The 24,826-nt window shown below is 69.6% G+C and carries 20 protein-coding genes and 1 pseudogene (1 of these 21 running past the window's edge); 3 read left to right on the top strand and 18 right to left on the bottom strand.

Going from position 1 to position 24,826, the window contains the following annotated elements:
* The 5 genes and pseudogenes from AC0682_RS14915 to AC0682_RS14895 form a co-directional block, all read right to left on the bottom strand.
* Window positions 1-360, bottom strand: partial view of a hypothetical protein gene (locus AC0682_RS14915; protein WP_478533215.1) — the start only. It extends 1,569 nt beyond the left edge of the window; the window shows 360 of its 1,929 coding nt (coding positions 1-360); it begins with the start codon at window positions 358-360; its stop codon lies off the left edge, out of view.
* A gap of 366 nt (window positions 361-726) precedes the next feature.
* Window positions 727-973 (bottom strand): annotated as a pseudogene (locus AC0682_RS14910) (hypothetical protein); the annotation flags it as partial.
* Between the two features lie 175 nt (window positions 974-1,148).
* Window positions 1,149-1,757 (bottom strand): DUF6113 family protein, encoded by a 609-nt coding sequence (locus tag AC0682_RS14905; RefSeq protein WP_478533163.1) that lies wholly within the window; start codon window positions 1,755-1,757, stop codon window positions 1,149-1,151.
* Window positions 1,754-2,761 (bottom strand): N-acetyl-1-D-myo-inositol-2-amino-2-deoxy-alpha-D-glucopyranoside deacetylase, encoded by a 1,008-nt coding sequence (gene mshB, locus AC0682_RS14900; RefSeq protein ID WP_478533162.1) that lies wholly within the window; start codon window positions 2,759-2,761, stop codon window positions 1,754-1,756. Before mshB ends, AC0682_RS14905 begins: the two co-directional genes overlap by 4 nt.
* A gap of 129 nt (window positions 2,762-2,890) precedes the next feature.
* The gene (locus AC0682_RS14895) at window positions 2,891-3,085 is read right to left on the bottom strand and encodes a hypothetical protein (protein ID WP_018490263.1); all 195 of its coding nucleotides are present in this window, start codon (window positions 3,083-3,085) and stop codon (window positions 2,891-2,893) included.
* Between the two features lie 161 nt (window positions 3,086-3,246).
* On the opposite strand from AC0682_RS14895, the gene AC0682_RS14890 reads away from it, so the two are divergent.
* The gene (locus AC0682_RS14890) at window positions 3,247-5,373 is read left to right on the top strand and encodes a S9 family peptidase (protein WP_478533161.1); all 2,127 of its coding nucleotides are present in this window, start codon (window positions 3,247-3,249) and stop codon (window positions 5,371-5,373) included.
* A gap of 300 nt (window positions 5,374-5,673) precedes the next feature.
* Window positions 5,674-6,147 carry a DUF3515 family protein gene (locus AC0682_RS14885; protein WP_478533160.1) on the top strand — a complete coding sequence of 158 codons (474 nt, stop codon included), beginning with the start codon at window positions 5,674-5,676 and terminating at the stop codon, window positions 6,145-6,147.
* 46 nt (window positions 6,148-6,193) lie between these two features.
* On the opposite strand, the gene AC0682_RS14880 is transcribed toward AC0682_RS14885, so the two are convergent.
* From AC0682_RS14880 to AC0682_RS14820, 13 genes are all read right to left on the bottom strand, one after another.
* The gene (locus AC0682_RS14880; RefSeq protein ID WP_478533159.1) at window positions 6,194-7,378 is read right to left on the bottom strand and encodes an ABC transporter ATP-binding protein; all 1,185 of its coding nucleotides are present in this window, start codon (window positions 7,376-7,378) and stop codon (window positions 6,194-6,196) included.
* Window positions 7,368-8,345: an ABC transporter ATP-binding protein gene (locus AC0682_RS14875; RefSeq protein WP_478533158.1), complete on the bottom strand. Its 978-nt coding sequence runs from the start codon at window positions 8,343-8,345 to the stop codon at window positions 7,368-7,370. Before AC0682_RS14875 ends, AC0682_RS14880 begins: the two co-directional genes overlap by 11 nt.
* Window positions 8,346-8,358: 13 nt before the next feature.
* Window positions 8,359-9,336 (bottom strand): ABC transporter permease, encoded by a 978-nt coding sequence (locus AC0682_RS14870; RefSeq protein ID WP_254811759.1) that lies wholly within the window; start codon window positions 9,334-9,336, stop codon window positions 8,359-8,361.
* The gene (locus AC0682_RS14865) at window positions 9,329-10,252 is read right to left on the bottom strand and encodes an ABC transporter permease (protein ID WP_028416214.1); all 924 of its coding nucleotides are present in this window, start codon (window positions 10,250-10,252) and stop codon (window positions 9,329-9,331) included. Before AC0682_RS14865 ends, AC0682_RS14870 begins: the two co-directional genes overlap by 8 nt.
* A 110-nt stretch (window positions 10,253-10,362) precedes the next feature.
* Complete coding sequence (locus AC0682_RS14860; protein WP_254811760.1) at window positions 10,363-11,997, bottom strand: peptide ABC transporter substrate-binding protein; 1,635 nt, start codon at window positions 11,995-11,997, stop codon at window positions 10,363-10,365.
* Window positions 11,998-12,161: 164 nt separating this feature from the next.
* Window positions 12,162-13,304: an ABC transporter ATP-binding protein gene (locus tag AC0682_RS14855; RefSeq protein ID WP_254811761.1), complete on the bottom strand. Its 1,143-nt coding sequence runs from the start codon at window positions 13,302-13,304 to the stop codon at window positions 12,162-12,164.
* Window positions 13,297-14,355 (bottom strand): ABC transporter ATP-binding protein, encoded by a 1,059-nt coding sequence (locus tag AC0682_RS14850; RefSeq protein WP_254811762.1) that lies wholly within the window; start codon window positions 14,353-14,355, stop codon window positions 13,297-13,299. The genes AC0682_RS14855 and AC0682_RS14850 overlap by 8 nt, the downstream gene beginning before the upstream one ends.
* Window positions 14,356-14,366: 11 nt before the next feature.
* Window positions 14,367-15,329 (bottom strand): ABC transporter permease, encoded by a 963-nt coding sequence (locus AC0682_RS14845; RefSeq protein WP_254811763.1) that lies wholly within the window; start codon window positions 15,327-15,329, stop codon window positions 14,367-14,369.
* Entirely contained in the window at window positions 15,322-16,248 is a 927-nt protein-coding gene (locus AC0682_RS14840) for an ABC transporter permease (protein ID WP_254811764.1), read from the bottom strand. The genes AC0682_RS14845 and AC0682_RS14840 overlap by 8 nt, the downstream gene beginning before the upstream one ends.
* A 95-nt stretch (window positions 16,249-16,343) precedes the next feature.
* Complete coding sequence (locus AC0682_RS14835) at window positions 16,344-17,966, bottom strand: peptide ABC transporter substrate-binding protein (protein ID WP_254811765.1); 1,623 nt, start codon at window positions 17,964-17,966, stop codon at window positions 16,344-16,346.
* Between the two features lie 505 nt (window positions 17,967-18,471).
* Window positions 18,472-18,855: an SH3 domain-containing protein gene (locus AC0682_RS14830; RefSeq protein WP_478533156.1), complete on the bottom strand. Its 384-nt coding sequence runs from the start codon at window positions 18,853-18,855 to the stop codon at window positions 18,472-18,474.
* 298 nt (window positions 18,856-19,153) lie between these two features.
* Window positions 19,154-21,025 (bottom strand): translational GTPase TypA, encoded by a 1,872-nt coding sequence (gene typA / locus AC0682_RS14825; RefSeq protein WP_478533155.1) that lies wholly within the window; start codon window positions 21,023-21,025, stop codon window positions 19,154-19,156.
* A gap of 403 nt (window positions 21,026-21,428) precedes the next feature.
* Window positions 21,429-23,879: an ABC transporter substrate-binding protein gene (locus AC0682_RS14820; RefSeq protein ID WP_478533154.1), complete on the bottom strand. Its 2,451-nt coding sequence runs from the start codon at window positions 23,877-23,879 to the stop codon at window positions 21,429-21,431.
* A gap of 276 nt (window positions 23,880-24,155) precedes the next feature.
* On the opposite strand from AC0682_RS14820, the gene AC0682_RS14815 reads away from it, so the two are divergent.
* Window positions 24,156-24,779 (top strand): class I SAM-dependent methyltransferase, encoded by a 624-nt coding sequence (locus AC0682_RS14815; protein ID WP_478533153.1) that lies wholly within the window; start codon window positions 24,156-24,158, stop codon window positions 24,777-24,779.
* Window positions 24,780-24,826: the final 47 nt, after the last annotated feature.

The following is a 24,826-nucleotide window of genomic DNA, read 5'->3' as shown; positions in this document are numbered from 1 at the left end:
CACAAGGGACCAGCCCCGGGGTCGGGCGGGGGGGGTCGAACAGCCGAGCCAACCCTGGCGCCGGAAGCCGGGGGGTGGGTGGGGTGCGCGCCCCCCCCCCGGGGGGCTCGGTGCTGTAGCCGTCCAGGGCGCTGGCGGGGCCGCCGGAACCGGAGGGGCCCGCACCGGGGATCCCGGAGCCGGACATGCCCAGGCCCGGGGTGCCGGAGGCGGGAGTGTCCGCGCCGGGGATCCCGGAGCCGGACGTGCCGGGTCCGCTGCCGGGGCGCGGGGCGGCGTCCGAGAAGTACGGCAGGTCGGGACGCGACCGGGCGCCGCCGTCGGGACCCGCCGTTCCGGGGCCACCGGGACCCGCCGCACCGGAGCCGCCCACGCCAGGGCCGCCCGCGCCGAGCGGGCTGGAGCCGGGGTGCCCGGCACCGGGCATGCCGGTGGGGCCGGAAGCCGGTGCGGGCGCCGGGGCCGGGCTCTTGCGCGGGGCGAACCAGTCGCTGCCCGCCTTCGCCTTGGTTCCCTCGTCCGTGGCGGTGGAGCCGGAAGCCGCCGGAGCGGAGGGCTCGGCGGAACCTCCGCCGTCCCGGGTGTCACCTGCCTGCGCCCCGGCCGGGCGGGCCGACGCGGCAGCACCGCCCGTCAGGCCCGACGGCGCGGTCGGCGGCGTGCCGGGGCGCGGGGTCGAGCCCGTGCGCTCCGTGTCGGGGCGGCCGGTGGCGAGGTCGCTCTCGGCCATCGGCGTACGCATCACGACCGGCGGGATGGGACGCGACCCGGGGATGTTGATCCGGATGCGCGTCGTCAGCGTCGTCTCGGTCTTCGGCTCTTCGGGCCGGGGCGGATCGACGGATTCCGGGGACTCGTCCGAGCCGGCCGCCGACGAATACTGGCGGGATCCGTACGGCGGCGTACCCGACGGGTACGCGGCTCCACCGCGCCCCTGGGGCCCGGAGGACGAACTGTCAGTTTCACGACTCAAAGCAGGTTCTCCCGATTGGCTCCGCCGCCCGTACTTCCCCCATGCCGCAGGCCAGGGGACGGCTCGGCGCGCGCACCACCATACTGGCCGCCGCCGCAGGACACTCCGCGCCCGGGGGAAACCTCCACTTCGGCATCACACCCGTGGGGGGCATTCCGGGCGCGGACTCAGCACTTCAGACACCGGACCGGCCACGACGGGTGGCCGATTGCGGCACCTTGGAGGTGGTGGCGCACATCACAGCCACGGCCGTACCGCCGAGCGTGAAGAGCGCCAGACCGAGTTCGTCGCCGAAGACGTAGTCGCCTTCCGGCCGGCCCGACAGCAGCAGGAAGACCGTGATGAACCAGCCGGCGGCGGGCGCGAGCGCGCCGATCTGGGTGCCGGTCAGGACGCGGCCGCCGTAGAAGAGGCCCGCCGAACCCGCCAGCGCGATGACCAACCCACCCGGGAACCATGCCGCTTGGACCAGGGTGCCGGCGAGCGCCACCAGGGCGCCGAGCACCGCGAGCCCGAAACAGGCCGCGATCCGGGCCGGGTTCGCGCGGCCGGTGAAGCCGGTGCGGCCGACGCCTTCGGGGGTCCGGGGCGACGGGTCGGTACGTGGGGTCCCGGCACGCGATGTCGCCTTGCTGCTGCCCGATGCGCCGGAGCGCTGGGCACCGCCGCCGCTCAGCGCCCCCGAGCGCGTCGCCTTGGAGCGCCCCGCCCCGGAGCCCGGCGCGTCGCCGCCCGCCGCACGGGCGCGATCGCGGTCGCGGTCCCTGCCGTTCTGCCCGCTCATGCGCCCGCCCCCGATGCGGCATCCGCACCCGTCACGGAAGCCGGACCCGATACGGAATCCTGCCCGCCACCCGAAGCGGAACCCGGCACCACGCTCCGTACGGCATCCGCCCCGGTCTCCGCCACCCCCGCGAACAGATCGTCCTCCCGCGCCCCCGCGTCGGCCCCGGAGACGCCGCGCACGAGCTGGTAGTACTCGGTCGTCAGGAGCGGCTGGCCCAGATCGTTGGAGAGGGCGAAGAAGGGGCCCTCGTCGGCCACCGCGACCTGGGTCGCATGGGCGCGCATCGCCGCCGCCTTCGCCCCGGCGTACGCCGATCCGTCGATCTCGGCCGTGATCTCGTCGCCGTCGACCACACCGGGGACGTCGTCCACCGCCGCGATGCCCGGGAAGGCGTGGGGGGCGCTCGCGCGCAGGTGCGCGAAGGCGGCCTCCACCACGGCCCGCTCCGCACGGTTCCAGTAGACCTTGGCGACGGTGTGCGGGGCGCCGGTGCCGTAGGCCAGGTCGGCGGCCAGCTCGGTGGCGCGCATCGCGACCCGGTGGGCCTGGATGTGGTCGGGGTGGCCGTAGCCGCCGTCGGGGTCGTAGGTGACCAGGACCTGGGGGCGGACCTCCCGGATGACCTCCACGAGCGGGGCGGCGGCCTCGTCCACCGGGGTGGACCAGAAGGCGCCGGGGCGCTCGTTCTGCTCGGTGCCCATCATTCCGGAGTCCCGGAACCGGCCCGGTCCGCCGAGGAAGCGGTGGTCGGTGACGCCCAGCTCCCTCATCGCCGCGGCCAGCTCGCCCACGCGGTGGGGGCCGAGGGTGTCGTCGCGGTCGGCGGCGAGATGGGCGAGGGCGGGCGGGATGACCTCGCCCTCCTCGCCCAGCGTGCACGTCACCAGCGTGACGTGGGCGCCCTCGGCCGCATACCTGGCCATGGTGGCGCCGTTGTTGATCGACTCGTCGTCCGGATGCGCGTGCACCAGCAGCAGACGGCGGGCGGGGAGGTCCTTCATGGGGACCACCCTACGAGCCCGGCGGGCCCCGGTGTCCCCCGCTCCCCGCCGACGGCGTCAGTGGCGGGCGTACCCGGCCGGAAAGCGGGTACGCGCGATCGGAAGGCGGCTACGGACGGATACAGGCGGTCAGAACTTGATACTCCCGATCATCCCCGCCACGTTCGACGTCAGGTCCGAGATGGTCGGCGCGACGGACGAACTGGCGATGTAGAACCCCAGCAGCATGCAGATCACCGCATGTCCGCCCTTCAGTCCGGATTTCCGGATCAGCAGGAAGACGATGATCGCCAGCAGCACCACCGCCGAAATCGAGAGCGCCACGGCGGTTCACCTCCATCAGTACGGTCGGGACGGGGATACACGGGTCGACGGATTCTTACCCACCAAGCGCTACGGATCATAACTATCCGTGCCAACGCATTGATCGGAGCACAGCAGCACGAGGGGCGCACGAACCGCTGCGCGAAGCTAAGTTCGAGTCCATGACCTCACCGAAGCTGTCCTTTCCCCGCCAGCACGCACGGACCCAGCGGTTCACTCTCGGCGCACCGCGCGCCTTCACCGTCTCACCGGATGAGACGCGGGTGATCTTCCTGCGCTCCACGTCGGGCACCGACCGCACCAACCGCCTCTGGGTGCTGGACCCGGCCTCCGGGCAGGAGCGGCTCGTGGCGGATCCCGAAGCCCTGCTGGGCGGTTCGGCCGAGCGGCTGTCGGCGCAGGAGCGGGCCCGGCGCGAGCGGACCCGGGAGGGGTCGGCCGGCATCGTCTCCTACGCGGTGGACGCGGCGGCCGAGTTGGCCGCCTTCGCCCTCTCCGGGAAGGTGTACGTGGCCGAGTTGCGGGCCGGTACGGCGCGGGCGCTGCCGGTACCGGGCCCGGTGCTGGACCCGCGCCCCTCCCCCGACGGGCGCCACATCGCCTACGTCTCCCAGGGCGCGCTGCGGGTCGTGGGCGCGGAGGGCGAGGGGGACCGGGCGCTGGCCGAGCCCGAGGGCGCCCAGGTCACCTACGGCCTGGCCGAGTTCGTGGCGGCCGAGGAGATGCACCGCTTCCGGGGCTTCTGGTGGTCGCCGGAGTCGGACCGGCTGCTGGTCGCGCGGGCCGACGACAGCGCCGTACAGCGGTGGTTCATCGCCGATCCCGCGCACCCGGACCGGAAGCCGGCCGAGGTGGCCTATCCGGCGGCGGGGACGCCCAACGCCGACGTGCGGCTCTTCGTGGTGGACCTGGAGGGGACCCGCCGCGAGGTGGTCTGGGACCGGGCGGCGTTCCCGTATCTGGCGCAGGTGCACTGGTCAGCCGCCGGTGCACCGCTGCTCCTCGTGCAGGCCCGCGACCAGCGCAGCCAGCGGTATCTGGCGGTGGACCCGGAGTCCGGTGACACCCGGATCGTCCATGTGGACGAGGACCCGGTGTGGCTGGATCTGTTCGGTGGGGTGCCCGCATGGGCACCGGACGGGCGGCTCGTACGGATCGCGGACGAGGGCGGCACCCGGGTGCTGGCCGTCGGCGACCGGCCGCTGACCGGGGCCCAGTTGCACATCCAGGCGGTACTGGACATCGGGGAGTCGGACATCCTGGTCTCCGCCGTGGCGGGCGAGGAGGCGGTGGCTCCGGAGGTCGGAGAGAGCCATGTGTACCGGGTCAACGAGCTGGGAATCGAGCGGATTTCCGAAGGGGTGGGTGTGCACTCCGCCGTCCGCTCGGGTGAGCTGACCGTACTGGTCTCGGCCACCCCGGACGAGCCGGGACCGGCCGCCTGGGTCGTGAGGGACGGCAAGCGGCTGGCCCGGATCGCGAGCTTCGCGCAGGAGCCGGTGCTCTCGGCACAGGTGACGCTCACCGAGGGGGGCGCACGACGGATTCCGTGCGCCGTGCTGCTTCCGACGGGGTACCAGGAGTCGGACGGTCCCCTTCCGGTCCTGATGGACCCGTACGGTGGTCCGCACGGCCGCCGCGTGGTCGCCGCCCACAACGCGCACCTCACCTCGCAGTGGTTCGCGGACCAGGGCTTCGCGGTGGTCGTGGCGGACGGACGCGGCGCCCCGGGCCGTTCGCCCGCCTGGGAGAAGGCCGTACGGGACGACTTCGTCCTCACCCTGGACGACCAGATCGAGGCCCTGCACGCCCTGGCCGAGCGGTTCCCGCTGGATCTGGACCGGGTCGCCATCCGGGGCTGGTCCTACGGCGGTTACCTCTCCGGCCTCGCCGTGCTGCGCCGCCCCGATGTCTTCCACGCGGCCGTGGTGGGCGCCCCGGTGACGGACTGGCGGCTCTACGACACCCACTACACCGAGCGCTATCTCGGGGACCCGGGCGCGCAGCCCGAGGTGTACGCGTACAACGCCCTGATGACCGACGACGGGCTCTCGCACGCCGCCGAGCAGGTGCGGCCCATGATGATCGTCCACGGGCTGGCGGACGACAACGTGGTGGTCGCGCACGCGCTGCGGCTCTCCTCGGCGCTGCTGGCGGCCGGGCGGCCGCACGAGGTGCTGCCGCTGAGCGGGGTGACCCACATGACGCCCCAGGAGCAGGTCGCGGAGAACCTGCTGCTGCTCCAGGTGGACTTCCTCAAGCGGTCGCTGGGGCTGCCCCGCGGTTGAGGCCGAATGGCGGCGGGGGCCGTCGGGGTGGGGCCGACCGGCCGGAGCGACACGACGACGCCCCGGCCGGCCCACGGCACCCGCACGGCCGTACGCGCTTCAGCTTGGAACGTCCGTATATCGGTGCGACGACGGCGGAGTTGCCTGCCTGTTAACGAATCCCCCAGCGGTCCTCCGGCAGTCCCCTCTCTCCGGTGTCAGGCAGCTCACAGCACAGGGAGGCGGGGACTCCGCCGTCGGCGCACAGGTGGGAGATAGGTTTCTCTACCGACCGACAGACCACCCGTACGGGGGAATCCCATGACCAGGAACATCCGTGGGCCGCTGCGTCTCGCCGCCGCCCTGACCGCGTGTACGGCCGTTCTCGCCGGCTGCGGCGGCGGAGACGGCTACAACCTCACCAAACCGCCCTTCTCGGGCAGTCCGGCGTGCGACACGTTCACCGCCAAGCTCCCCGAGAAGCTGGGCGGGTACGAGAAGAGGAGCTCGAACGTCGCGGGCGCCGCCGCCTGGGGGGACGGCGACGTCATCGTCTACTGCGGGATGCCCGCACCCGAGGCCGCTGCCGAGTGCGTCGACGAGGGCGGGGCCGACTGGGTCGCCCAGAAGCCCGCGGACGGCCGGACCGCCAGGATGTTCTCCACGCACGACCGCGACCCGAGCATCCAGGTCCGGCTGCGCAACGAGGGCACCGACACCTCGGCCGTCCTCTCGGCGCTCGGCCCGGCCGTGCAGGACATCGAGGCCGGCAAGCCCTGCGGCACCACCGGCTGATCCCGCCTCACAGCGCACACACGCGTGGGCCCGCCCCGCCGCCGCCTCAGGGCTCCGGGGTCCCTTCCTCCCCGGAGCCGGGCTCGCGCAGCTCCTCCACCGGGCGCTCCGGCGCCCCCGGCTCCCCTTCCTGCGGCACCACCCGCTTCTCCTCCGCGAAGTGACAGGCCGAGTCGTGCCGGGCCGGGCTGTCCACGAGCCGGAACTCCGCCGGGACCGCCAGCAGCGGCACCTCCAGCTCGCACCGCTCCTGCGCCTTCCAGCAGCGGGTGCGGAAGCGGCAGCCCGAGGGGATGTTGGCCGGTGAGGGCACATCACCGTGGAGGATGATCCGCTCCCGGTGGGCGCGGGCCTCCGGGTCGGGTACCGGGACGGCGGAGAGCAGCGCCTGGGTGTACGGGTGGGTCGGATGGTCGTAGATCTCCGCGTCGGAGCCGATCTCCACGATCCGCCCGAGGTACATGACCCCCACCCGGTCGGAGATGTGCCGCACGATGGAGAGGTCGTGCGCGATGAAGACGAAGCTGAGGCTGAACTCCGCCTGGAGCCGGTCCAGCAGGTTGACGACCTGGGCCTGTACGGACACGTCGAGCGCCGAGACCGGTTCGTCGGCGACGATGATCTCCGGGTTGAGGGCGAGGCCGCGGGCGATGCCGATGCGCTGGCGCTGGCCGCCGGAGAACTGGTGCGGATAGCGGTTGATGTACTCCGGGTTGAGCCCGACCACGTCCAGCAGGTCCTGCACCTTCTGCCGTCGGCTGCCCTTGGGGGCGACCTCGGGGTGGATCTCGTACGGCTCCCCGATGATGTCCCCGACCGTCATGCGCGGGTTGAGCGAGGTGTAGGGGTCCTGGAACACCATCTGGATGTTCCGGCGCACGGCCTTCAGCGCGCGGCCGGAGAGCCGGGAGATGTCATCGCCCTTGTAGCGGATGGCCCCGGCGGTGGGCTTCTCCAGGTGGACGAGCATCCGCGCGACCGTGGACTTGCCGCAGCCGGACTCCCCCACGATGCCGAGGGTCTCACCCGCGTGGAGGTCGAAGTCGACGCCGTCGACGGCCCGGACCGCGCCGACCTGCCTCTTGAAGAGGATGCCCTGCGTCAGCGGGTAGTGCTTGGCAAGGCCCCGCACTTCGAGGATCGGCTCGCCCTCGGCGTACGGCCTGCTGCTCTCCCCCGCCTCGGAGAGCAGCGTCGAACCCCCTTCGCGTGCCTCGCGGTCAGCGTCCATCGAGCGTCTCCTTCCAGAAGTGGCAGGCGCTCCGGCGCTGTTCGTCCACCTCGTAGAGCGGCGGCACATCGGTACGGCACACGTCCCTCGCCATCGGGCAGCGGGGGTTGAACGCGCAGCCGGGCGGGATGTGCAGCAGGTTGGGCGGCAGGCCCTTGATCGCGTACAGCTCCCGGCCCTTCTGGTCCAGGCGCGGGATCGACTGGAGGAGGCCCTTGGTGTAGGGGTGGGCGGGGGCCTTGTAGATCTCGTGGACGGGGGCGGTCTCCACGATGCGGCCCGCGTACATCACGGCGATCTTGTCCGCCACGTCGGCCACGACGCCGAGGTCGTGGGTGATGAGGATGAGCCCCATGTTGTACTCGCGCTGGAGTTCCCCGAGCAGGTCCATGACCTGGGCCTGGACGGTCACGTCGAGCGCGGTGGTCGGCTCGTCCGCGATGATCAGGTCGGGCTCCAGGGCCAGCGCCATGGCGATCATGATGCGCTGGCGCATACCGCCGGAGAACTGGTGCGGATACTGGCCGACCCGCTCCTTCGCCGCCGGGATGCGCACCCGGTCCATCAGTTCGACGGCCTTGGCCTTGGCGTCCTTGCGGGACATCCCGCGGTGGACGACGTACATCTCGCCGAGCTGATCGCCCACGGTGAGGACCGGGTTCAGGGAGGAGAGGGCGTCCTGGAAGATCATGGCCATCTCCTGGCCGCGGATCCTGCGCCGCTCCTCGGCCTTGAGCTTCAGCAGGTCCTGGCCCTTGAAGAGGATCTCGCCGCCGGCGATCTTCCCGGGTGGCATGTCGAGGATGCCCATGACCGCCTGCGCGGTGACGGACTTGCCGGAGCCGGACTCCCCGAGCACGGCGAGCGTCTCGCCCTCGGCCACCGAGTAGTTCACCCCGTTGACGGCTTTGGCGACGCCTTCGCGGGTGTGGAACTCCACGTGCAGATCGCGCACTTCGAGCAACATGGCAACCGGCTCCTCAGCGCAGCTTGGGGTCGAGGGCGTCGCGCACCGCGTCGCCGAGCATGATGAAGGCGAGCACGGTGATCGCCAGCGCCCCGGCGGGCCAGAGCAGCATGTGCGGGGCGTTGCGGATGTAGTTGGCGGCGGCGGAGATGTCGATGCCCCAGGAGACGGCCGGGTCCTTCAGGCCGACGCCGAGGAAGGACAGGGTCGCCTCCAGCGAGATGTACGTACCGAGCGCGATCGTCGCCACGACGATGACGGGCGCGACGGCGTTCGGGGCGATGTGGCGCAGCAGCATCCGGGAGTTGGAGGCGCCGAGCGCGCGGGCCGCCTGGACGTAGTCGTTCTGTTTGGCGGTGATCACCGAGCCGCGGGCGATACGGGCGATCTGCGGCCAGCCGAGCAGGATGATGAAGCCGACGACGGGCCAGACGGTGGAGCTGGTGACGACGGAGAGGAAGACCAGGCCGCCGAGGACGACGGGGATGCCGAAGAAGACGTCGGTGAGGCGGGAGAGGACCGAGTCCCACCAGCCGCCGAAGAAGCCCGCGAGCCCGCCGAGCAGGGAGCCCAGCAGGGCGACGCCGAGGGTGGCGCAGACGCCGACGGTGACCGAGGTGCGGGTGCCGTAGACGACCCGGGTGTAGACGTCGCGGCCCTGCGGGTCGAAGCCGAAGGGGTGGCCGGGTTCGGAGCCCTTCTGGGCGTCGTCGAGGTTGGCCTGGAGGGGGTCGCCGCTCGCGATGAGCGAGGGCCAGATCGAGATGACCACCAGGAAGAGGATGATCAGCGAGGAGATGACGAAGACCGGGTTGCGCCGCAGGTCGCGCCAGGCGTCCGACCAGAGACTGCGCGGCTTCCCGGCCGGACCGGTGCCCTCGGGTCCGCCCGGGGTCTTCTCCAGGCTGGTGCCCTCCGCCATGGCGAGGTCCGTCGCGCCCCCGGCGCCCGCCGGGGAGATCGCTTCGTCCGGTGACTGCGGCTCAGGCATAGCGGATCCTCGGGTCGAGTACGGCGTACAGGAGGTCGACGATGAGGTTGGCGGCCAGGAAGACGAGCACCAGGATGGTGACGAATCCGACGACGGTCTGGGAGTTCTGGCGCAGGATGCCCTGGTAGAGCTGGTAGCCGACGCCGTGGATGTTGAAGATCCGCTCGGTGACGATGGCCCCGCCCATCAGCGCGCCCACGTCCGTGCCGATGAAGGTGACGACGGGGATCAGCGAGTTGCGCAGCAGGTGCCGGACGACGACCCGGCGCCGGGGCAGCCCCTTGGCCACGGCGGTGCGTACGTAGTCGGCGCGGGCGTTCTCGGCGATCGAGGTCCGGGTGAGCCGGGTGACGTAGGCGAGCGAGACCGAGGCGAGGACCAGGCCGGGGACGAGCAGCTCGTCGAAGGTGGGGTCCGGGGAGACCGAGGGCTTGATGATGCCCCACTTGACGCCCAGGAGGAGCTGGAGCAGCAGGCCGGTGACGAAGGTGGGGACGGCGATGACGATCAGGGTGAGGATGAGGACCGTGGTGTCGACGGGGCGGCCGCGGCGCAGGCCGGTGACGACGCCGAGGCTGATGCCGATGACGATCTCGAAGACGATCGCGACGATGGTGAGCCGGATGGTGATGGGGAAGGCGGTGGCCATCAGCTCGGTGACCTTCTGCCCGTTGAACGCGGTGCCGAAGTCGCCGGTGAAGAGGTTCCCCATGTAGGTGAGGTATTGCTGCCAGACCGGCTTGTCGAGGCCGAACTCGGAGCGCAGCTGGGCGGCGGTGGCCGGGTCGCACTGGCGGTCGCCGCAGAGTCCCGCGATGGGGTCGCCCATCACGTTCACCATGAGGAAGATCAGCAGCGTGGTGCCGAAGAAGACGGGGATCATCTGCAGCAGCCGCCGGATCACATAACGTCCCATGAGGGGCTCCGGGGGTCGGGGGGTGCCTTGTCGGTCAGGCCGGATGGGCGGGTGGCCGGGACGCGCGTCGGGCGCCCCGGCCACCGGGTCTCAGCTGACGTCGGTGCGGGTCACTTGACCGTGATCTCCGTGTAGACCGGCACGCTGAACGGGTTCAGCTCGACGTTGTCGACCCGGTCCGAGTAGCCCGCGCTGCCGTTCTGGTACCAGAGCGGGATGGCCGGCATCTGCTCGACGAGCACCTTCTCGGCGTCCTGGAAGGTGGTGACGGCCTTCGCCTTGTCGGTCTCGGCGTTCGCCTTGTCGACGAGGTCGTCGAACTCCTTGTTGCTCCACTTGCCGTCGTTGGACGAGGCGTTGGTGTAGTAGAGCGGCTGGAGGAAGTTCTGGATCAGCGGGTAGTCCATCTGCCAGCCCGCGCGCCAGGGGCCGTTCAGCTTCTGGGTGGAGACCTGGCTGCGGAAGTCGGCGAAGGTGCCGATCGCGCCGCCGACACAGGCCTGGTTGTTGCCCATGACGTTGTTGATGCTGTTGCAGACGGCGTCGACCCACTCCTTGTGTGAGCCGGTGTCGGCGTTGTACGAGATCTTCAGCTGGCCGCCGGGGATGCCGCCGCCCTCGTCGATCAGCTTCTTGGCCTCGGCCTTGTCGTACTCGCACTCCTTGCCGCAGAGCCCTTCCTTGAACCCGCCGTCCTCGCCGAGGACCGGGGAGGTCCAGTCGGTGGCGGGGGTGCGGGTCTTCTGGAAGATCTGGTCGGTGATCTGCTTCCGGTTGATCGCCATGGAGAGGCCTTGGCGGACCTTGCGCGCGCCGTCGGTGTCCCACTCCTTGTCGTAGAACGGGAAGGCGAGCGTCTGGATGATGCCGGCTGGGGTGTTGATGTACCGGTCGCCCAGGTCCTGTTCGACGTTGCGGAGCTGGGAGGCGGGCACGTCGTCCACCAGGTCGAGGTTGCCGGAGGTCAGCGAGGTGTAGGCGGTGTTGTTGTCGGTGAAGACCTTGAGGTCGACGCCGCCGTTCTTCGCCTTGTCGTCGCCCGGGTAGTCGTCCCAGCGGCGCAGGCTCATCGAGGAGCCCTTGGCGTACGACTGGACGGTGTACGGGCCGTTGCCGATCGGCTTGGCCAGCCAGGCGTCGTGGTCGTCGTAGAACGCCTTGGGCAGCGGCACGAAGGCCGAGTAGCCGAGGGTGTCGGGCCAGAGGGAGAACTTCTGGCTGAGCTTGGCGGTGAAGGTCAGGTCGTCGACGACCTTGAGGCCGGAGAGGGTCTCGGCGGAGGCGGTGCCGGACTCGGGGTGGACCTGCTCGTAGCCCTCGATGTACTGGAAGAAGTAGGCGTTCTTCTGGTTGTTCTTGAGCGCAGCGCCGTAGTTCCAGGCGTCCACGAAGGACTTGGCGGTGATCTTCTCGCCGTTGGAGAAGGTCCAGCCGTCCTTGAGCTTGATCGTGAAGGTCTGGGCGTCGTCGGAGTCGATGGACTCGGCGAGCATGTTCTGCGCCTCGCCGGTCTTGGGGTCGTACCGGACGAGGCCCCGGAAGATCATGTCGAGGACCTTGCCGCCCTGCACCTCGTTGGTGTTGGCGGGCTCCAGCGGGTTCTGCGGGTCGCCCCAGGAGGAGCTGACGATCCCGTCGGCGCCGCTGCCACCGCTGTCGCCGTCGCCCCCGCCGCCGCAGGCCGTCGCTGCCAGGGCGACGGCCACCGCACAGGCGGCCCACCGGGTCCGTGTGGCTCCGCGCATGAAGTGCCTCCTAGAGTCATCGAGTAGCTCAATGCCTCATATCACCTCATACCGACATACACCGCATGCGGGCTTACCCCGTACGGGCACGGCGGGGGCCGGACGCACGGATGCCCGGCCCCTTCGGAAGGGCCGGGCATCCGACGTACCGCTGTCAGAAGCGCTCACGCAGCGTGAACGACATCCTTCTCCTCGGCGAAGTGGCACGCCGACTCGTGCGCGGCCGGGCCGCCCGCGGCGACGAACCGCTCGGGGATCGCCAGCAGCGGCATCTCCGTGGCGCAGCGCTCCTCCGCCTTCCAGCACCGGGTGCGGAAGCGGCAGCCCGAGGGCGGATTCGCCGGTGACGGAACGTCACCGGTGAGGATGATCCGCTCGCGGCCCTCACGCACCGCCGGGTCCGGCACCGGCACCGCGGAGAGCAGCGCCTGGGTGTACGGGTGCGTCGGGTGGTCGTAGATCTCGGCGTCCGTACCGATCTCGGCCATCTTGCCCAGGTACATGACGCCGACCCGGTCCGAGATGTGCCGGACGATGGAGAGGTCGTGCGCGATGAAGAGGTAGGAGAGGTTGAACTCGTCCTGGAGCTTCTCCATCAGGTTGATGACCTGCGCCTGCACCGACACGTCGAGCGCGGAGACCGGCTCGTCACAGATGATGATCTCCGGGTTGAGCGCGAGGCCGCGGGCGATGCCGATGCGCTGGCGCTGACCGCCGGAGAACTGGTGCGGGTACCGGTTGATGTACTCCGGGTTGAGGCCCACGACGTCCAGGAGCTCCTGGACCTTGCGCCGCCGGTCGCCCTTGGGAGCCACCTCGGGGTGGATCTCGAAGGGCTCCCCGATGATGTCGCCGACCGTCATGCGCGGGTTGAGCGAGGTGTAGGGGTCCTGGAACACCATCTGGATGTTCCGGCGCACGGCCTTCAGGGCGCGGCCGGACAGCTTGGTGATGTCCTGGCCCTTGTAGAAGACCTCGCCGGCGGTGGCCTTCTCCAGCATCATGAGCAGCTTGGCGACGGTGGACTTGCCACAGCCGGACTCGCCCACGATGCCGAGCGTCTCGCCCTGGTAGAGGTCGAAGGAGATCCCGTCCACGGCCTTGACCGCGCCGATCTGCTTCTTGAAGAGGATGCCCTGGGTCAGCGGGAAGTGCTTGACCAGGTTGCGCACCTGGAGGATCGGCTCGCCCCGCTCCACCGGCGCGTCGAGGGCGGCGACCGCCTCCTCCTCGGTGGCGGCGGCGACCGTCTCCACCTCGGTGACGTTAGGGGTGGCGTCCACGGACTCCTTGTCGGGCTCAGCCATGGATCGTCTCCTTCCAGAAGTGGCACGCGCTTCCGCGGCCCGGCAGGTCGGTGCCGTCCCGCTCGGTGACCGGGTGCAGCGCCGGGATCTCCGTACGGCAGATGTCCTGCGCCTTGGGGCAGCGGGGGTTGAACGCGCAACCCGCGGGGATACGCGTCAGGTTGGGCGGCAGGCCCTTGATCGCGTAGAGCTCCTGGCCCTTCTGGTCCAGCCGCGGGATCGAGTCGAGCAGACCGCGCGTGTAGGGGTGCGACGGACGGCTGTACAGCTCGTGCACCGGAGCGGTCTCGACGATCCGGCCCGCGTACATCACGGCGATCTTGTCCGCCACGTCCGCGACCACGCCGAGGTCGTGGGTGATGAGGATGAGCCCCATGTTGTACTCGCGCTGGAGCTCCGCGAGCAGGTCCATGACCTGGGCCTGGACGGTCACGTCGAGCGCGGTGGTCGGCTCGTCCGCGATGATCAGGTCGGGCTCCAGGGCCAGCGCCATGGCGATCATGATGCGCTGGCGCATACCGCCGGAGAACTGGTGCGGGTAGTCGTCGACCCGCTCCTTCGCCGCCGGGATGCGCACCCGGTCCATCAGCTCGATGGCCTTGAGCTTGGCGTCCTTCTTGGACATGCCCAGGTGGACCCGGAACATCTCGCCGAGCTGGTAGCCGACGGTCAGGACCGGGTTCAGGGAGGACAGCGCGTCCTGGAAGATCATCGCGACCCGGCGGCCCCGGATCTTGCGGCGCTCCTCGTCGGACATGGTCAGCATGTCCTGGCCGCGGAAGAGGATCTGCCCCTGCGGGATACGGCCCGGAGGCATGTCCAGGATGCCCATGATCGCCTGGGCGGTCACGGACTTGCCGGAGCCGGACTCGCCGAGCACGGCCAGCGTCTCACCGGCGTCGACGGTGTAGTTGACACCGTTGACCGCCTTGGCGACGCCTTCGCGGGTGTGGAACTCGACGTGCAGGTCCCGCACTTCGAGCAGCGGGCCCTGGTGTCCGTCGTCGCTGCGGGGAGCGGGGACGTTCGCGGTTTTTTCCATGGTGGTCACGTACGCCTCCCTCAGCGCAGCTTGGGGTCGAGGGCGTCGCGCACCGCGTCGCCGAGCATGATGAACGCCAGCACGGTGATGCTGACGAAGCCGGCCGGGAAGAGCAGCGGGTGCAGCGACTCGCGGATGCGCCCCAGCGACTGGTTGATCATGACGCCCCAGGAGATGGTCGGCTCCTGGATGCCGACACCGAGGAAGCTGAGCGTCGCCTCGGCCGAGATGATCACGCCGAGCGAGATCGTCGCCAGCACGATCAGCGGGGTCAGCGCGTTCGGCAGCACATGGCGGAACATCAGCCGGCCGGTGGAGGCACCGAGCGACCGGGCAGCGGTGACGTAGTCGGACTGCTTGGTCTGCATGGCGGTGGAGCGCATGATGCGGGCCATGCTCATCCAGCCGAGCACGGTGAGCGCGGTGAGCACGCCCCAGATGCCGCCGATCCGGAACCCGTCGTCGTCGCGGAAGCTGTTGAGGATGACGATGGCGCCGACCAGGAAGGGAATACCCATCACGATGTCGATGCCGCGGGAGATGATCGCGTCGACCCACTTGCCGTAGAACCCGGCGACGAGGCCGAAGACAAGGGCGATCAGGGCCGAGCCCAGGGTGGCGAGGACACCGACGGTGATCGAGGTCCGGGTGCCGTAGATCGTGCGGGCGTAGACGTCGCAGCCACGGGCGTCGTAGCCGAACCAGGCGTCGGCGCTGGGCTTCTGCAACGAGCGGCCCAGCTCGCACAGTTGCGGGTCGGCGCTGGCGAACAGCGACGGGAAGGCGGCCATCGCGACGAGCACCAGGATGATGCCCGAGGGGATCAGGAAGAGCGGTCGGCGCACCAGGTCGCGGATGGCGTCCTGGAGGAGGCTGCGCGGCTTGGCCAGCTCCTTCGCAGGGGCCTTGGTGCCCTGCGCCGATGCGGCCTTGGCCTCCTCGGCGGACTCCGGGACTGCGGAGGTCTTGGTTGCGTCAGGCATAGCGAATCCTCGGGTCAAGCACGGCATAGAGCAGGTCCACGACGAGCGCCATCACCACGTAGACGATGACGAGGAGGGTCACGAAGCCGACGAGCGCCGGTCCGTCCTCGATCTGGATCGCCTTGAAGAGGTTGTAGCCGACACCGGGGATGTTGAAGATCCGCTCGGTGACGATGGCCCCGCCCATGAGCGTTCCGAGGTCCGCGCCGAGGTAGGTGACCACGGGGATCAGCGAGTTCCTCAGGACGTGGATCCCGGTGATCCGGGACGGGGCGAGGCCCTTCGCCTTGGCCGTCCGCACGTAGTCCATCCGCAGGTTCTCCGCGACGGAGGCTCTGGCGAGGCGGGCGATGTAGGCGAGTGAGACGGAACCGAGGACAAGGCCGGGCAGAAGGTAGCTGACGAAACCTTCGTTGGTCCCCGAGACGGGGAAGATGCCTGCCTTGACGCCCAGGAAGATCTGGCTGACCTGCCCGAGGACGAAGATCGGGACAGCGATGACGGTGAGCGTGGAGAGCAGGACGAGGTTGTCCAGGAACTTTCCGCGCCGCATGCCTGCCATCACACCGGCGGCGACACCGATGATCATTTCGAAGACGAAGGCGATACCGGCGATGCGGAGGGTCTCCGGCCACGCGTCGGCGATCATCTCGCTGATGGGACGGGAGCCGCTGAGGCTCGTCCCGAAGTCACCCTGCAGCAGACCCGCGAGATAGTAGCCGTAGCGGATCGGCAGGGGTTCGTCCAGGTGGTACTGCGCGGTCAGCGCAACTCTGATGCTTTCCGGAACAGGTCGCTCTCCGTACAGGTTCTGTACCGGGTCACCGCCCATGGCGGTGGTGAGAGCGAAGACCAGAAAGGTGGTCCCGATGATGACCGGGAGCATCTGGAGCAGCCGTCTTGCGACGTAGCGGCCCATGGTTCCTCCTCGTGGGAACGACGGGGGGCGGATGTGGGTCCGCCCCCCGTCGTCAGGCCCTAATTTTTGACTGCGTCAAACGAGCGGGACGCAGGTCAGGACTTCTCGACCTTGGTGAGTTCAACCTGGTTGAACAGGTTCATCTCGACGTTCTTGACGTTGGTCGAGTGACCGAAGACGTTCTTGCCGAAGCGCAGCGGGATCACCGGCATGTCCTTGACGAGGACGTCCTCAGCGGCCTGCCACTTCTGGATGGCCTCGGCCTCGGTCTTCGCCTCGCGGCCCTCCTGGACCAGCCTGTCGAAGTCCTTGTTGCTGTAGCCGTAGTAGTTCGAGGAACCCTTGGTGCTGAACAGCGGGCCGAGGTAGTTCTCCATGGACGGGTAGTCCATGATCCAGCCCATGCGGAACATGCCGGAGAACTTCTTGTTCTCGACCTGCGTCAGCAGCTCGGCGAACTTCGGCACGGCCTGGCTCACGCACTCCAGACCCAGGTTCTTCTTGAGCTGGTCACACGTGGCGTTGACCCACTGCTCGTGGCCACCGTCGGCGTTGTGACCGATGTTGATCTTGTTGCCGTCGATGCCGCCGGCCTCGGCGAGCAGCTTCTTGGCGGCGGCGGGGTCGAACTTGCACGCCTCGCCACAGGTGTCCTCGCGGTAGCCGCCCACGACCGGGGAGACGAAGGAACGCGCGGAGGACTGCGAGTCCTGGAAGACGACCTTGATGATCTCGTCGCGGTCGATGGCCATCGAGATGGCCTTGCGGACGCGCGCGTCGCTGTACTTCTTGTCGTACGTCGGGAAGGCGACGAACTGGAAGGTGGAGGCGGTCGACGTCTTGAAGCGGTCGCCCAGCTCGCCCGGCGCGGTGCCCATGACCTCGGTCGGGATCTGGTCCACGACGTCGAGGTTGTTGGCGAGCAGGTCGTTGTACGCGGTGTTCTGGTCCTGGAAGATCCGGAACTCGACCGAGTCGACCTTCGGCTTGTCACCGAGCTTGTAGTCCGCGTAGGCCTTGACCTTGACGAACTTGTCGTGGTTCCACTTGCCGTCCATCTGGAACGGACCCTGGCCGATCGGGGCTTCCTCGTACGCCTTGAGGTCGGAGAGGGCCGACTCGGGCATCGGGTAGAAGACCGTGTAGCCCAGGACCGACTTGTAGCCGGCGAACGGGGCCTTGAGGGTGATCTCGAAGGTCTTGTCGTCGATGACCTTGAGGCCGGAAAGCTCCTTGGCCTTCGGCTCCTCGGCCTTCTTCGGGCCCTCATCGCCGTCCGGGTCGACGGGGTTCATCTCGTCGTAGCCCTGGATGGTGTCGAAGAAGTAGTTGCCGTCGGCGGCGTTGGGGCCGTAGGCACCCCAGTTCCAGGCACCGACGTAGTCCTTGGCGGTGACGGGCTTGCCGTCGTGCCAGGTGGCGTCCTTGAGCTTGACCGTCCAGACCTTGTTGTCCGGGCTCTCGATGGACTCCGCGGCGGCCAGCACCGGCTGGTTCTTCGCGTCGAAGTCGACCAGCGGGGTGAACAGGCCCGACAGGACCTGCGAGCCACCGGACTCGGTGGTCGACTGCGGGATGAGGCGCTTGGGCTCGGCGATGTTCATGCTGAACCCGCCGCCGGACTTGCCCTTGCTCTCGCTGTCGCCACCGCTACCGCCGCAGGCGGTCGCAGCCAGGGCGACGACTATCGCGCACCCGACCATCTTGGAACCACGCATGGGTTCTCCTCCTCAAGAGTCCACTTTTGATCACTGCAAGAGGGGCACTGACACGTCGCCGACACCCCTGACGGCGATGAACAGTGACCCCGAAGTGTGCTCGTGAGTCGGCGCTCCCCACAGCGCGTGACCCATTGACCCGAGCTCAATGGAGCCAACTATTGAGTACGGCCGGGCCGTAAACCACACTTAAAGGGTCTCGGTTTGACAACATCACCGACCCTCGGAAGCCCGAAATCCGGACAAAGTGATCCTAGACAGACGACCGCGAAACGGACTGTTAACGCAACTTCCGGAGCACGACGGTCGCTATACGGACATCGGAACAGCAGCCGGACGCCCAAAAAGAGTTGCTTCGGGACCCTCCCCATGCCGGTGACACTTCTCACGAAACAGGGGCGATAAACGACGAACAGCCCGGCCGCCGCGGGGAATCCACGACGACCGGGCCGTACGCGCCTTGACGGACCGACAGCTTTCGGCCATCCGCTCCGGCGATGGTTTGTCAGCTGTACTGACAGGGCGTGCTGGTGACCTGGGCGGTGTGCTGCGTCGTCACGTACCGGGCGGACGAGATGTACCGCCAGCCGTTGACGCTCGCGGCCTTGGCCCAGAACGTCTGGTTGTAGGCGTACGTGCCGACGATCGAGTAGTTGGTGCCCGGGCCGCTGCGGATGTTGACGCCGGCGGTGGTGGTCACCTTGTACTTGCAGTACTTCTCGGATGCCGCCGGAGCCTTGACGGCGGCCGGGGCAGCCGCGGCCGCCTTGGCCGGGGCGGTCGCCTGCGCGGCGGCGGTGCCCCCCAGCACCACCGCGGCGGTCAGCGCGGAGGCCGCGACGGTACGGAAGCCGATGGTCTTGGCGCGGTCGAAGGACTTGACGGTCATCTCGTGCCCCTACCCGTTGAGTGAAACATGAGCGATCTGCGCATGCGTGCGGCTCCAGGTCTCCGATAGTCGGAAGTGGATCTCCTGAGGCCGGGCACCAGCCAATCGCACAGAGGTTCTCTTCGGGGCAGTCTGGACGCGGTCTCGACCGGAACTCCCCATCTGGAAGGGGAGCAGCCCCTTCCCGGGGCCGACGGCGAGCCGGGGACCGGAGAGCCGGGGACCCTGCGGCAGGAGAGCCCGGGCCCCCCTGGAGGGGCCCCGGGCTCTCCTAGGACGCGACTACGTCAGCCACACGTCAGCGCTTGGCTCGGGAGGCCGTGCGGGCGCGGTCCCTCTGGTCCAGGACGACCTTGCGGATACGCACGGTCTCCGGGGTCACCTCGATGCACTCGTCCTCGCGGCAGAACTCCAGGGACTGCTCCAGCGAGAGCTTGCGGGCCGGGACCACGTTCTCCGTGGTGTCCGCGGAGGCCGCACGCATGTTGGTGAGCTTCTTCTCCTTGGTGATGTTCACGTCCATGTCGTCGGCGCGCGAGTTCTCGCCGATGATCATGCCCTCGTACACCTCGGTGCCGGCCTCGGTGAAGATGACACCGCGCTCCTGGAGGTTGACCATCGCGAAGGGCGTGACCGAACCGGCGCGGTCCGCGACCAGCGAACCGTTGTGACGGGTGCGCAGCTCGCCGAACCACGGCTCGTGGCCCTCGAAGATGGAGTGCGCGATACCGGTGCCACGGGTCTGGGTCAGGAACTCCGTACGGAAGCCGATGAGGCCGCGGGACGGGACGATCCACTCCATGCGGACCCAGCCGGAGCCGTGGTTGGTCATGGTCTCCATGCGGCCCTTGCGGGTCGCCATGAGCTGGGTGATGGCGCCGAGGTGCTCCTCGGGCGAGTCGATCGTCATGCGCTCGATCGGCTCGTACGTCTTGCCGTCGATCTGCTTGGTGACGACCTCGGGCTTGCCGACGGTCAGCTCGAAGCCCTCGCGGCGCATCTGCTCGACCAGGATGGCGAGCGCCAGCTCACCACGGCCCTGGACCTCCCAGGCGTCGGGGCGCTCGGTGTCCAGGACGCGGAGGGAGACGTTACCGATCAGCTCGCGGTCCAGGCGGTCCTTCACCTGGCGTGCGGTGACCTTGTGGCCCTTGCCGCCCTTGCCGACGAGCGGCGAGGTGTTGGTGCCGATGGTCATCGAGATGGCCGGCTCGTCGACCGTGATCAGCGGCAGCGCGATCGGGTTCTCCGGGTCGGCCAGCGTCTCGCCGATCATGATGTCCGGGATACCGGCGATGGCGCAGATGTCACCCGGGCCCGCCACCTCGGCCGGCTTGCGGGTGAGCGCCTCGGTCATCATCAGCTCGGTGATGCGGACGTTGGACATGGTGCCGTCGCGCTTGATCCAGGTGACCGTCTGGCCCTTGCGCAGCTCGCCCTGCTCGACGCGGCAGAGTGCGATACGGCCGAGGAAGTTGTCGGCGTCCAGGTTGGTGACGTGGGCCTGGAGCGGCGCGGCCTCGTCGAACTCGGGGGCCGGGACGTGCGAGAGGATCGTGGAGAAGAACGGCTCCAGGTTCTCGCTGTCCTGCGGGACGGTGCCGTCCTCGGGCTTGGTCAGCGAGGCGACGCCGTCACGGGCGCAGGCGTAGACGATCGGGAACTCGATCTGGTCCTCGTCGGCGTCCAGGTCCAGGAACAGGTCGTACGTCTCGTCGACGACCTCGGCGATCCGGGAGTCGGGCCGGTCGGTCTTGTTGATGCAGAGGATGACCGGCATCTTCGCGGCCAGCGCCTTGCGCAGCACGAAGCGGGTCTGGGGCAGCGGGCCCTCGGAGGCGTCGACGAGCAGGACGACCGCGTCCACCATCGACAGACCGCGCTCGACCTCGCCACCGAAGTCGGCGTGGCCGGGGGTGTCGATGATGTTGATCGTGATCGGGTCCCCGCCGTCCTTGGGGTGGTACTTCACCGCCGTGTTCTTGGCGAGGATCGTGATGCCCTTCTCACGCTCCAGGTCGTTCGAGTCCATCATGCGGTCGTCGAGCGACTCGGCAGCGTGCGCGGCGAAGGAGCCGGCCTGCTTCAGCATGGCGTCGACCAGCGTGGTCTTGCCGTGGTCGACGTGGGCGACGATGGCTACGTTACGGATGTCGTGGCGCGTGGGCATGGGTGGCTTGCGCTTCTCTCGGATCGTGGGATCAGGCGTCTCAGTCGGTCTTCGAGTCCTCGTACGCCCGCCGGGCGGCACGCCACGGCTCGTCCCATGGTACGGGCCTTGCGCGCGCCGGGCTTCCCGGGACGATCCGCGGAGGCGGTCTTCCCGTGTGATTCAGCCGATATTCAGCCGGTGTCAAGGAGCGGGGGCGGCTGCGGGGAAGCCGCGTGGGGGGAGGTGCGGGGAGGGTGTGAGGAGGATCGAACAGCCCGGGTCAGGGCGGATACCACCTTGCCCGCCGCGGGTGACGGCGGGCAAGGGTTTTGAGCAGTATCTGAGCTTGTGCAAACGGTTGACCTGGTGCTTTCTCCGCTGACCTGCGGATTCTTCCAGCGGGCTGCGCCTTCGGCGACGGCTACTTCTTCCGGTCCGCGGGGGAACCGGCCGCCTGCCGGTCCGTGAAGCCGATGTCCTGGTAGCGGGGGGCGGCGAAGCCGAAGGCGCCGACGTTGGCGAGCTTCTTGTCCACCGCGACGAGCTGCGGTCGCTGGAAGAGCGGGATCGATCCGGCGGCCGCCCAGATCCGGGCGTCGGCCTGCTTCATCAGCTCCCGCGCCGCCTTCTCGTCGAGTTCGGCGACCGCCTGGTCGAAGAGCTGGTCGATGTGGTCGGTTCCGACCCGGGTGTAGTTCTGCTCGACGAGGAGCGACCCGTCGGTGGCCGGCTCCGGCTTGGCGTAGATCGGGCGGCCGTCGGTGGCCGGATAGGCGGTGGCGGGCCAGGAGTAGAGGGCCAGGTCGTACTCGCCGGAGGCGATGTGGTCCTTGAAGTAGCTCTCGTCGGGGACCTTGGTGATCTCCGTACCGATCCCGATCTTCTCCAGCATCCTCGCGATCCGCTCGCCGACGCCGCGCAGCGACTGGGAGCCGGGCCCGGAGGGGAGCACGAAGCGCAGGGTGAGCGTCTTGCCGTCCTTGCCGAGCGGGCCGTTGACCGAGGCGGGGGCGGCGGTGCCCATGGGGGCGTACGCACCGGGGGCGCCGCCGGACTGCCTGTCCTGGGCGGTGGCCTTGGCGGCGGTGTCGGCCGCGGAGGTGTCCCCGCTCACGGCGCTCGCCTGGCGGAGGAGGGCCAGGCTCTGGACGGCGGCGGTGCGGGAGGGTGAGAGGACCGGGGAGGAGGCGTCGAGGCCCTGGACGGGACGGGCGCCGGGCTTGTTGTCCTGGCCGACGATGTAGAGGCCCTCGGCGCGGGAGGCGGCGCTGTCGTCGGAGCCGGTGGCGGCCTGGTCGCTCTTCTTCTCGTCCTTGTCCTCGGCCTTCTTCTCCTTGTCCTCCTTGTCCTCCTTGTCCTCGGTCTTCCTGTCGGCGTCGGCCTCGGTCTTGTCGGTCTTCTTCTCGTCCTTCTCCTGGGTCTTCTCGGTGCCCTTCTTCTCGGCTTGCTCCTTCTCCGTCTTCTTCTCCGCCTCGCTGCCCGCCTCGGAGTCCTTCGGCTTCTCGGCCGCGCCGCCCCGGGTCCACCCCGCGTCGGCCAGCAGGGCCCGGGCTTCTTCGGTGTTCTGCTCGCCGAGCGCCCCGCTGCCGTCCTTGTAGCCGGGCTGTCCGGCCAGGGCCAGGTGGCTGCCGAGCGGCTTCGCCGGGAGCCCGAGCGGCTTGAGGACGGTCTCCGCGAGCTCCTGGCGGTCCAGGGCCCGGGCCACCGCCCGGCGGACCCGGTCGTCCGCGAGCGGGCCGGACTCGCCGTTCAGCGCGAGCTGGGTGTAGGCCGGCTCCAGGGACTTGCGTACGGTGTAGCCGCGCAGGGCCTTCTGCTCCGCCCCGTACGCGGCGACGGCCTTGCGGGTCTTCTCCCGGGCGGCCTGGGCGATCTCCGCCTGCTCCTCGTCGGAGCCGTGTGCCAGGGCCCAGGAGCGCAGGGCGGCGGCGGGGGTGAGATCGGCGCCGGGACCGTGGGTGAGGGACTGCCCGCCGTTCTTGCCGTCGCGGAGGGCGAGGGCGATGCGGTTGGCGGTGGCGGAGTCGACGTCGGTGACGTGGACGGTGCCGTCCGCGAGGGCCTTGGTGCGGTCCTTGGGGGCGACGGCCCGGAAGACGAGGGTGTCCAGCTTGGCCTTGTCACCCCACCAGCGGGGGTTGCGGGTGAGGGTGACGGTCCCCTTGGCCTTGCTCACGCTCTTGAGCTGGAAGGGGCCGGCGGTGTTCTTCAGGGTGGTGCGCGCTCCGTCGTTGAAGGTGTCCGGCGAGCCGGTGACCTCCTTCGGGTAGAGCGGTGAGAAGAGGGAGCGCCAGTCCGCGTAGGGCTTGGCGAAGGTGACCCGGACCTGGAGGTCGTCGGCGCCGCGCTCGATCTTCTGGATGCGCTCGTAACCGGCGTTGCGGGCGGTCCAGAAGGCGGAGTCCTTGCCGCTGAGCGCCCGCCACTGGGCGACGAAGTCGGGGGCGCCGATCTCACGGCCGTCGCTCCAGACCGCCTGCTGGTTGAGCTTGTAGAGCACGACCTGCTTGGGCTCGCGCTCGATGATCTTCGCGGACTCCAGGTAGTCCGGGTTGAGCTTCGGCTGCCCGGTCGCGTCCATCGGGAAGAGCGTGGGCAGCAGGGCGCCGGTGATCCTGGTGGTGGCGCCGTCGGCGTCCGCCTGGAAGGCGTTGAGGGTGGTGGGCATCGCGTCGACGGCCCAGTTCACCGTCGACCCGTCGGCGACGCGGTCACGGGCGGCGGGAGCGATGTCCTGCGGGACCCCCCGGGAGGTCTCCTCGCTGTCGGAGCTGCACCCCGCGAGGGCGGGGATCGTGAGCACCCCCGCTGTGAGGAGCGCGAGCGAGCGGCGCTTTCGTACCGTCCCGCGCGGGACGCCGACGTGGGACATGGCTGATACCTCCGGGGCCGGCCCGGACCACCCCGTACCGGATGGACCGGATAGTGCTTGCTTGGTGGCATTTGCAGTTGATCACACTGATTCCTGCCCCCCACTGAAAGCGCCTGCGCGCGGGAGGCGGCGCCGACACGGCGGGGACGTACGGGAAGCTCACCCGCCCGGAGGAACGTCGTGCCTCCCTGCCGGGATCGAGTTCCGCTGGACACGGGGACGCTGAGACGGAACGCTCGTCCTTTCGAGGACGGCCGACCGGAAGGCACACAGCACATGACTGGGCAACCCGACCGCTGGGCGGAGCTGACTGGTGGACAGGGCGGTGAGGAGTACGCGCTCCGCTTCGCGCGGCTGGCGGCGTCGGGCCACGACGTCCACGGCGAGGCCACGTTCTGCGCGGCCCTGCTGAAGCCCGGCGCACGGGTTCTCGACGCGGGCTGCGGGACCGGCCGCATCGCGATCCGGCTCACCGAGCTGGGCCACCGGTGCACCGGCGTGGACGTCGACGCCTCGATGCTCGCCGTCGCCCGCCGGCAGGCCCCCGCCCAGGAATGGCTCCTGGGCGACCTGGCCCGCCTGGACGCCCTCGCCCTGGAGCCGGGCTTCGACCTGGCCCTTGCCGCCGGAAACGTCATTCCGCTCCTGGCCCCCGGCACCGAGCCGACCGTCGTCCGCCAACTGGCCGCCACCCTGCGCCCCGGCGGTCTGCTGGTCACCGGCATGGGCCTGGACGCGGCCCACCTCCCCCTGCCCGAACCCACGGTCACGCTCACGGAGTTCGACACCTGGTGCGCCGAGGCCGGGCTCATTCTGCTCCGGCGGTACGCCACGTGGAGCGGCGACACCTTCCACCCGGGCGGCGGCTACGCGGTGAGCGTGCACACCCACGCGGAGTGACAGCCCGCGACATCCGCAGCCGGACACGGTATTCGGTGTCCTGAAAC

This window comes from Streptomyces sp. NPDC043746 (assembly GCF_056436485.1).
Note: the sequence above shows the minus strand (reverse complement) of the source record. Positions and strands in the feature narration are given on the sequence as shown.

Coding starts and splice junctions, on each gene's coding strand:
- AC0682_RS14905 (WP_478533163.1), bottom strand. CDS start 1,757: ATGAGCGGGCAGAACGGCAGGGACCGCGACCGCGATCGCGCCCGTGCG.
- mshB (WP_478533162.1), bottom strand. CDS start 2,761: ATGAAGGACCTCCCCGCCCGCCGTCTGCTGCTGGTGCACGCGCATCCG.
- AC0682_RS14890 (WP_478533161.1), top strand. CDS start 3,247: ATGACCTCACCGAAGCTGTCCTTTCCCCGCCAGCACGCACGGACCCAG.
- AC0682_RS14885 (WP_478533160.1), top strand. CDS start 5,674: ATGACCAGGAACATCCGTGGGCCGCTGCGTCTCGCCGCCGCCCTGACC.
- AC0682_RS14880 (WP_478533159.1), bottom strand. CDS start 7,378: ATGGACGCTGACCGCGAGGCACGCGAAGGGGGTTCGACGCTGCTCTCC.
- AC0682_RS14875 (WP_478533158.1), bottom strand. CDS start 8,345: ATGTTGCTCGAAGTGCGCGATCTGCACGTGGAGTTCCACACCCGCGAA.
- AC0682_RS14870 (WP_254811759.1), bottom strand. CDS start 9,336: ATGCCTGAGCCGCAGTCACCGGACGAAGCGATCTCCCCGGCGGGCGCC.
- AC0682_RS14865 (WP_028416214.1), bottom strand. CDS start 10,252: ATGGGACGTTATGTGATCCGGCGGCTGCTGCAGATGATCCCCGTCTTC.
- AC0682_RS14860 (WP_254811760.1), bottom strand. CDS start 11,997: ATGCGCGGAGCCACACGGACCCGGTGGGCCGCCTGTGCGGTGGCCGTC.
- AC0682_RS14855 (WP_254811761.1), bottom strand. CDS start 13,304: ATGGCTGAGCCCGACAAGGAGTCCGTGGACGCCACCCCTAACGTCACC.
- AC0682_RS14845 (WP_254811763.1), bottom strand. CDS start 15,329: ATGCCTGACGCAACCAAGACCTCCGCAGTCCCGGAGTCCGCCGAGGAG.
- AC0682_RS14840 (WP_254811764.1), bottom strand. CDS start 16,248: ATGGGCCGCTACGTCGCAAGACGGCTGCTCCAGATGCTCCCGGTCATC.
- AC0682_RS14835 (WP_254811765.1), bottom strand. CDS start 17,966: ATGCGTGGTTCCAAGATGGTCGGGTGCGCGATAGTCGTCGCCCTGGCT.
- AC0682_RS14830 (WP_478533156.1), bottom strand. CDS start 18,855: ATGACCGTCAAGTCCTTCGACCGCGCCAAGACCATCGGCTTCCGTACC.
- typA (WP_478533155.1), bottom strand. CDS start 21,025: ATGCCCACGCGCCACGACATCCGTAACGTAGCCATCGTCGCCCACGTC.
- AC0682_RS14820 (WP_478533154.1), bottom strand. CDS start 23,879: ATGTCCCACGTCGGCGTCCCGCGCGGGACGGTACGAAAGCGCCGCTCG.
- AC0682_RS14815 (WP_478533153.1), top strand. CDS start 24,156: ATGACTGGGCAACCCGACCGCTGGGCGGAGCTGACTGGTGGACAGGGC.